The sequence below is a fragment of the Pseudomonas sp. FG13 genome, assembly GCF_057809755.1.
The window spans coordinates 83,560-91,026 of the sequence record NZ_JBMDKO010000023.1 but is presented as its reverse complement, the minus strand read 5'-3'; the positions used below and the strand labels follow the sequence as shown (position 1 = coordinate 91,026).

The window sequence follows — 7,467 nt, the reverse complement described above, 5'->3', positions numbered from 1 at the left end:
CCTCACGCTGATCGGAAATGACAACATCAACGGCCTCGGTAACGCCCTTGACAACGTACTGACCGGCAACGCGGGCAACAACGTGCTGGTCGGTGGCGCCGGGCAGGACACGCTGATTGGCGGTGCGGGGGATGACCTTTATGTCCTCGACAATATCGGCGACACGGTCACCGAGCTCGCCGACGAAGGCCATGACCTGGTACGCACGTCGGTCAGCTATGCCCTGTCGGCCAATGTCGAGGATGGTCAACTGGTCGGCCTCTCCGCCATCAATCTCACTGGCAACGCGCTGGACAACAGCCTGATCGGCAACGGCGCCGCGAACGTGCTCAACGGCCTGGACGGCGCGGACATTCTGGATGGCGGCGCAGACAATGATCAGCTTGACGGCGGCGCGGGCAATGACGTGCTGATCGGTGGCATTGGCACTGACACCCTGACGGGGGGGACCGGAGCCGATAGCTTCATGTTCGGCGCGTTAAATGAGCTGGGTATCGGCAATGCTCGCGACATCATCCTGGATTTCAGTCAACTCCAAGGCGATAAGCTTGACCTGTCGAAGCTGGATGCCAATATCCTCGCTGCAGGAATCAACCAGTTCAGCTTCATCGATTCGGCTGACTTCAGCGGTGCAGGGCAATTGCGCTTCGTCGACCATGTGCTTTCCGGCAATATCGACGGCAATCTGGGAGCGGATTTCGAAATCCAACTGGTGGGTGTCAACACCTTCAGTGCCAGCGATCTGGTTGCTTGATCGGCCTCTGAGAACACCGATTCGTGGAAAGGGAGCTTGCTCCCGCTGGGGCCGCATAGCGGCCCTTTCTTTTGTGGGCGCTTTGCACTCAGGCGGCAGCAAGCTCCCTCGCGACTGTTTCCGAGCAAGTGAACAGTGCCGCGCTTATCAGGCGGCGTTTTCATATAGGTTCGAAAAATAATTTAGCCAGCCTGTCGATTTCTCCCACTGTCATTCGATTATCCATGGAACCGCTGCAACGGCGGCTTACTCAGCATCAGGAGATAAGACCATGCGATTTTTGGTGATCGTCAAAGCCAGCCCGGAATCGGAAGCCGGGGAAATGCCCAGTGAAGCGTTGCTGACCGCCATGGGTGCCTACAATGAAGAATTGGTCAAGGCCGGGGTAATGCTCGCGGGTGAAGGCCTGCACCCCAGTTCCAAGGGCGTGCGCGTACAGTTTTCCGGCAAGAACCGGACCGTTGTCGACGGCCCCTTTGCTGAAACCAAGGAGCTGATCGCCGGCTTCTGGATCTTCCAGGTCCAGTCGCTGCAGGAGGCCATTGACTGGGTCAAGCGTTGTCCAAACCCGATGGTCAGCGACAGCGAAATCGAAATCCGCCAGATCTTCGAAATGGAGGATTTCGGCGAGACCTTTACTCCCGACCTGCGCGAGCAGGAAGCACGCCTGCGGGCGCAGATGTCTGATCAATCGTAGAACCTGACACCAGGAGATCCGACCATGAGAATCATTCCTTACCTGACCTTCAACGGTAACTGCAAGGAAGCCTTCGCGCTGTACAAGGACGTGCTGGGCGGTGAGCAGTTTTCCATGACCTTTGCCGAAGCGCCTGAAGAAACGGGCATGCCCAAGGACAACAACCTGATCCTGCATACCTGCCTGACCGTCGGCGACTTCAGCCTGATGGCCTCCGATTGTCCGCCGGGCCAGCCTTACCGCAAGCCGCAGGGTGTTTCGGTGTCCCTCAATGTCGACAGCGTGGCCGAGGCCGAGCGACTGTTCAATGGCTTGAGTGCGGGGGGCAGCGTGCACATGCCGTTGGCAAAGACTTTCTGGGCGGAACGTTTCGCCATGTTCGAAGACCGTTTCGGGATTGCCTGGATGGTCAACTGCGAAGGTGCGAAGTAGGGGGGGCGAACGGGGCGTCGGTCTAGAGCGACGCCCTGATTACCAACGGGCAATCCACTGGCTGGGTGCCCGTGACCTCAAGCGTTTCGATCAGGTGCCGGGCGGCCTGACGGCCGATCTCGTAGTACGGCAGTTGCACCGTGGTCAGGGGCGGGATGAACAGTTCGGCGATGCCGATCATGTTGTCATAGCCGAGCACGGCCACGTCACCGGGAATCTTCAGGCCACGGCCCAACAGCAACTGATAGGCACAAAAAGCAATGCGGTCGTTGCCGCAGATCAGGATGTCGAACTCGGGGCGGCCGTCGACGATGTGCCGGTCAAGAATGGTGGCGGTTTCACCATAGGCATCGTGATCGGAAAGGTCGTATTGCAGCAGTGTTTCGGGAGGCAGCCCGAATGCCTGGCAGGCACGCTGCAGGCCGACCTGTCGCAGACCCCAGGCAAGGCTGCGTTTTGGCAGATTGATGCACAGCGGGCGCCGATAGCCCTGGCTCAAGGCGTGATGCACGGCGCGATGCTGGCCGGTCTCGTCATCGGGCACATAACTGACCAGACGACCGTCATCCTCCAGGCAGTTGGCGAGCACCAGCGGTTTGCTCTTCAGGCGCTCGGGAATGCTCACCTGGCGCAACCCCATGGCACTGAAGATCAACCCGTCGGGACGGTGCGAGAGCATCAGGTCGATGTCCTGGTCGGTGGGCGGGTTGTTCAACAGGTTGAGGATGAAGACGTTCCAGCCTGCCTGCTGCGCGGTCTGTTCGATGGACAGCAGCAGCTCGACCGCGAACGGCGTGGTCGCAGTGTCCAGGGCGAACACACCGATGGTCCGTGCCTGGAGGTTATCGCCACGCATTCTGCGTGCCGACAGGCTCGGTACGAACTGCAACTCATCAATGGCGCTCCGTACCCGCTGAAGGGTTTCGGCGCTCAGTTTTTCCGGATTGTTGAGCGCTCTGGAAACCGTCATCAGGGACACGCCGGCCAGCTGTGCAACGTCTTTCACTGAAGTCATGCGAAGTGGGGCCCGTCAGGTTGACGGGCAATCATGACACAGGGTCCGGGCTTCTCGCGACCGTTCATAGCCAGCCTGATCCCAGCGGCCATGCCCTGGGAATGGAGACGTGTCCGCCGTTCCCGCTGGCCAGCAACTTCACTCCCAGGCTGTCGGAGCGGGGATAGAGGCGGCTGCTGAGGCTGAAGCGTCCGCTCTGGTCAAACACCTCTATGGATGAACGATCAAGAAACACCCGCAACTCCAACTGCTCAAGTGACGGGTCTATCGGCACGCTGCGCTGACCGTCGACTTGCGCCCCCGAGCGACTGCGATCCAGTACCAGGCGTTGCAACGCCCCATCGTAGTAGAGCAGGGTTTGTTCAGCGCTTTCGTCATCAGTGCTGCAGCGCAAGGCGACGCCCAGGTGACCGTCGGTGCAGCCCAGCAGGTCCAGGTGCACCAGGAACTCGAGCCGGTCGCCGCTGATGTGCGATAACCATTGAGTGCCCGGACCTGCCCACGGCGACGTGCCGAGAAGCGGCGCCTGGCGCAAGGCCGTCAGCTCCCGCGCCGGAAACACGCGCAAGCGATCGGCCTGCAACTCAAGCTCGCGAGGCAGGCCGAGCATGCCGCACCAGTGATGCGCCTGGCTCGGCATCGGGCTCTCCCACATGTCGAGCCACGCCCACACCAGGCGTCGCCCATCGGCGGCCTCCAGCGTTTGCGCGGCGTAGAAATCATGGCCATTATCCAGTTCGATAAAGGGCCCGCCGGTGAAGTGCCAATCGCTGTCGAGCCGGCCTACCCGGTAACCGGTCTGGTACTTGTTGAGACGTTCGTAACCCTGGGGATGCATGCCCTGGGGGGAATACAGCAGCACATCGCGTCCGCCCAGTCGAAACAGATCCGGACATTCCCACATATAACCATCGCCTTCCTCGCCCTGGTCGACATAATCAAGGAACTCCCAGGCGTGCAGATCCGTCGAGCGGTACAGCGGCAGCAGTGGCGTGTCGCCCAGGCGGGCGCCGGCAATCAGGTACCAATGGTCATCCTGCTTCCAGACCTTGGGATCACGAAAGTGCATGATCGTGTTCTCGGGTGGGCGCTCGATCACCGCGCCGTGCTTGACGAAGCGGATGCCGTCGGTACTGGTGGCCAGGCACTGGACTTGTCGGATCAGGCGTTCATCCCCCACATCCCCCAGCCACGCATGCCCGGTGTAGATCAGCGCCAGGGTGTCCCCGCACACCACCGCACTGCCGGAAAAGCAGCCGTCACGGTCGAAGTCGTCGCCTGGCGCCAGAGCGATGGGCAGATGCTGCCAATGAACCAGGTCGGCGCTCTTGGCGTGGCCCCAATACATTGGTCCCCATTTCGCTTCGAAGGGGTGGTGTTGATAGAACACATGGTATTCGCCGCGAAAGTACACCACTCCGTTAGGGTCGTTCATCCAGCCCGCCACAGGGGCAAGATGATAGTCGGGTCGGTAATCCTGGATGACGCGGGACAGGCCATCGCTCAGCGCCTGCTGTGCATGTTCAAGGGCCGGGGACAGGGTTGCAGGGGGCATAGGTGCGTTCATGGTATTCAAAGACAAGGTCATAGGGCGCCTGCGGGGGCCGGGCGCAGTGGCACGCCATCGGGCAGGGTTTCAAGGGCGTGACGCTTCAAGGCCACCCCGTCGGTATCGAACAGGTGCAGATTGTCGGTTTCCAGGCGCAGTTTGACCCGGTCGCCGACCTGCCAGCCTGCGTTCACCTCGCAACGACAGATCAGCGGCTCGTCCTGGCCGGTATCGATGTGCACATAGGTTTCGCTACCGAGGTATTCGACCCCGGTCACGACCACGCCAGCGGATCCTGGCGCGGCTTCCAGCGTCACGTGTTCCGGGCGGATCCCCAGGCTCAGTTGGGTGTCCGCCGCGAGGCCGGAGCTGTCGAAGGGTAGGGATGCCTTGCCCAACACAAAGCTTTCCACCAGGCTGGTTTCCCCTGGCGCATGCAGAAACGCCGCAAGAAAATTCATCCTGGGCGAGCCCAGGAAACCGGCGACAAAGCGGCTGGCCGGGCGCTCGTAAAGTTCACGCGGCGAGCCGACCTGCTCGATGCGACCACCGTTGAGCACGACAATTTTGTCGGCCAGGGTCATCGCCTCGACCTGATCGTGGGTGACGTAGATCACGGTCGAACCCAGCCGGGCGTGCAACCGGGCGATTTCGTTGCGCATCTGCACGCGCAGGAAGGCATCCAGGTTGGACAGCGGTTCGTCGAACAACAGGATGTCCGGTTCCCTCGCCATGGCCCTGCCCATGGCCACCCGCTGACGCTGTCCGCCCGACAACTCCTTTGGCTTGCGTTGCAGGAGCTTGTCCAGTTGCAGGATCTGCGCGGTTTTCAGCACGCGCTCGCGCAGGCTGGTCTTTTCGGTCTTGGCCAGTTTGAGCCCGAAACTGATGTTGTCGTAGACGGTCATGTGCGGGTACAGCGCATACGACTGGAACACCATGCCAACGCCACGCTCACGGGGTTCCAGGTCGTTGACCCGGCGTCCGTCGATCAGCAGGTCACCGTCACAGATCGAGTCCAGTCCGGCGATCAGGCGTAGCAAGGTCGATTTTCCGCAACCGGACGGGCCGACGAACACCACGAACTCACCCGTCGCGATGTCCAGGCTGACGTCGCGCAGAATGCGCGCGCCACCCAATTGTTTGTTCACGTTGTGCAGTTTCAATTTGCTCACGATAGGGTTCCTTGTCTTTATGGGGCCTCAGCCCTTCAACGCGCCAGCGGTGAGTCCGGAAACGATCCGGCGTTGGAAGATCAGCACCAGGATGACCAGTGGGACGGTGACCAGCACCGATGCCGCCATCAGCAACCCCCAAGGCAGTTCATGGGAGCTGCCGCCGGAAATCAGGGCGATGGCGACCGGGACCGTGCGTTGGGTGTCGGTCAGGGTGAACGTCAGGGCGAACAGGAATTCGTTCCAGGCTGCAATGAAGGCCAGCAGGCCGGTGGTGACCAGTGCCGGCCAGAGCAGCGGCAGCAGCACGCGAGTCAGCGTGACCCAGGGCGACGCACCGTCCATGATTGCCGCTTCCTCCAGCTCGTGGGGCAGTTGTCCCATGAAGGTCGTCAGCACCCAGACGGTGAAGGGCAAGGTGAAAATCGTGTAGCTCAGGATCAGCGCCCAGGACGTGTTGTAGAGGCCCAGGGCTCGTATCACCTCGAACAGCCCGGACAGCACGGCGACCTGAGGAAACATCGACACGCCCAGGACCAGCATCAACACCGTGCCTCGGCCACGAAACTTGACCCTGCCCAGCGCATAGGCAGCCGTCAGACTGAGGAACAGCGCCAGCGCGACCACGCATAGCGAAACCACCAGCGAATTGCCGATGGCCCGCAGGAACGAGGCTTGCTGGAGTACTGCGGCATAGTTGGAAAAGTCGGGGTTGTCGATCCAGTAGCTCACCTGGAACAAGGCCGTGGATGACTTCAGCGACGTGACGATGGCGTAGTAGAAAGGGAAGACCGTATACAGCAGCAGGATCCCGATCAGGCACCAGAACCCGAGGCGCAACAGCGCTTTTTTCAGCAGTCGCCGACTCATGAGCGGACCTCCATCTGGCGGCGTCCGAGGTACAGATAGACGATGGCGATCACTGCCACGACCAGGAACAGCAGGCTCGAGGCGGCGCTGCCGTAACCGACGTCCTGGAATTCCACCAGGTGCTGGCGGGCGTAGACCGACATGCTCATGGTGCTCGACGAATTCGAGGTCAGCACATAGATGACATCGAACACCCGCAAGGCATCGAGAATGCGGAAGATCGCTGCCACCAGCAGCGCCGGCAGCAGCAATGGCAGGGTGACCCGCCAGAACACTTTCAATGGGTGGATGCCATCGACCCGTGCGGCTTCGTAGCAATCGCCCGGCAACATCTGCAAGGCAGCCAGCATCAACAGCGTGACAAAAGGGACGGTCTTCCAGACGTCGACGATAATCACCGCCCACATCGACAGCTGCGCGTCTGCCGTCCAGGCCAGGGGCGCGTCAATCAGACCAAGGCCCAGCATCAGGTGATTGATGATGCCGAACTGGTCGTTGAGCATCCATGACCAGATCTTCGCCGAGACAATGGTCGGAATCGCCCAGGGAATCAGGATCAACGCCCGCACCAGGGCGCGCCCGGTGAACTTGATGTTGAGCAACAGTGCCACCAGCAGCCCCAGGACCATTTCCAGTCCCACCGACACCACGGTGAAATGCAGGGTGTTGCGCACCGCGTTCCACCACTGTGGGTCCACCAGCACGCCGGACCAGCCGGAGCCGCTGTAGAACAGGTAATTGCTCAGGCCCACAAAGGTGCCGCCCGTGGTATCCGCGAGGCTGGCGTCGGTCAGGCTGAACCAGAACGTACGCAGCAGCGGCCAGGCCGCTACCAAGGTCAGGCACAGCAGCATCGGCGCCAGGAACAGCCAGGCGGCGCGTACTCGGCGGCGTTGTACCGGCGTTTCCCGGGCGGGCAGATGCTCGGCGCAGGGCGCGTGGACAGAAGAGACAGACATGGTGATTTCCTTCCTT

Annotated in this window: 8 protein-coding genes; 3 read left to right on the top strand and 5 right to left on the bottom strand. The window is 61.2% G+C overall.

Annotated elements, in window-relative coordinates; genetic code table 11:
- The 3 genes from ACODTO_RS18725 to ACODTO_RS18715 form a co-directional block, all read left to right on the top strand.
- Positions 1–754: calcium-binding protein (locus tag ACODTO_RS18725; RefSeq protein WP_489106872.1), on the top strand; the 754-nt coding region annotated here is incomplete at its 5' end.
- Positions 755–1,025: 271 nt separating this feature from the next.
- Positions 1,026–1,451: a YciI family protein gene (locus tag ACODTO_RS18720; RefSeq protein WP_139645546.1), complete on the top strand. Its 426-nt coding sequence runs from the start codon at positions 1,026–1,028 to the stop codon at positions 1,449–1,451.
- Positions 1,452–1,475: 24 nt separating this feature from the next.
- Positions 1,476–1,883: a VOC family protein gene (locus ACODTO_RS18715; protein WP_139645548.1), complete on the top strand. Its 408-nt coding sequence runs from the start codon at positions 1,476–1,478 to the stop codon at positions 1,881–1,883.
- A gap of 22 nt (positions 1,884–1,905) precedes the next feature.
- On the opposite strand, the gene ACODTO_RS18710 is transcribed toward ACODTO_RS18715, so the two are convergent.
- The 5 genes from ACODTO_RS18710 to ACODTO_RS18690 all read right to left on the bottom strand — a co-directional run bounded on the left by ACODTO_RS18710 (position 1,906) and on the right by ACODTO_RS18690 (position 7,451).
- Positions 1,906–2,898 (bottom strand): LacI family DNA-binding transcriptional regulator, encoded by a 993-nt coding sequence (locus ACODTO_RS18710; RefSeq protein ID WP_489106871.1) that lies wholly within the window; start codon positions 2,896–2,898, stop codon positions 1,906–1,908.
- A 64-nt stretch (positions 2,899–2,962) separates the two neighbouring features.
- Positions 2,963–4,486 carry a glycoside hydrolase family 32 protein gene (locus tag ACODTO_RS18705; RefSeq protein ID WP_489106870.1) on the bottom strand — a complete coding sequence of 508 codons (1,524 nt, stop codon included), beginning with the start codon at positions 4,484–4,486 and terminating at the stop codon, positions 2,963–2,965.
- Complete coding sequence (locus ACODTO_RS18700; RefSeq protein ID WP_489106869.1) at positions 4,483–5,622, bottom strand: ABC transporter ATP-binding protein; 1,140 nt, start codon at positions 5,620–5,622, stop codon at positions 4,483–4,485. Before ACODTO_RS18700 ends, ACODTO_RS18705 begins: the two co-directional genes overlap by 4 nt.
- Before the next feature lie 27 nt (positions 5,623–5,649).
- Complete coding sequence (locus tag ACODTO_RS18695) at positions 5,650–6,492, bottom strand: carbohydrate ABC transporter permease (protein WP_489106868.1); 843 nt, start codon at positions 6,490–6,492, stop codon at positions 5,650–5,652.
- A complete protein-coding gene (locus ACODTO_RS18690; protein ID WP_175363400.1) occupies positions 6,489–7,451 on the bottom strand; it encodes a carbohydrate ABC transporter permease in 963 nt (320 codons plus the stop codon). The genes ACODTO_RS18695 and ACODTO_RS18690 overlap by 4 nt, the downstream gene beginning before the upstream one ends.
- Between the last annotated feature and the right edge of the window lie 16 nt (positions 7,452–7,467).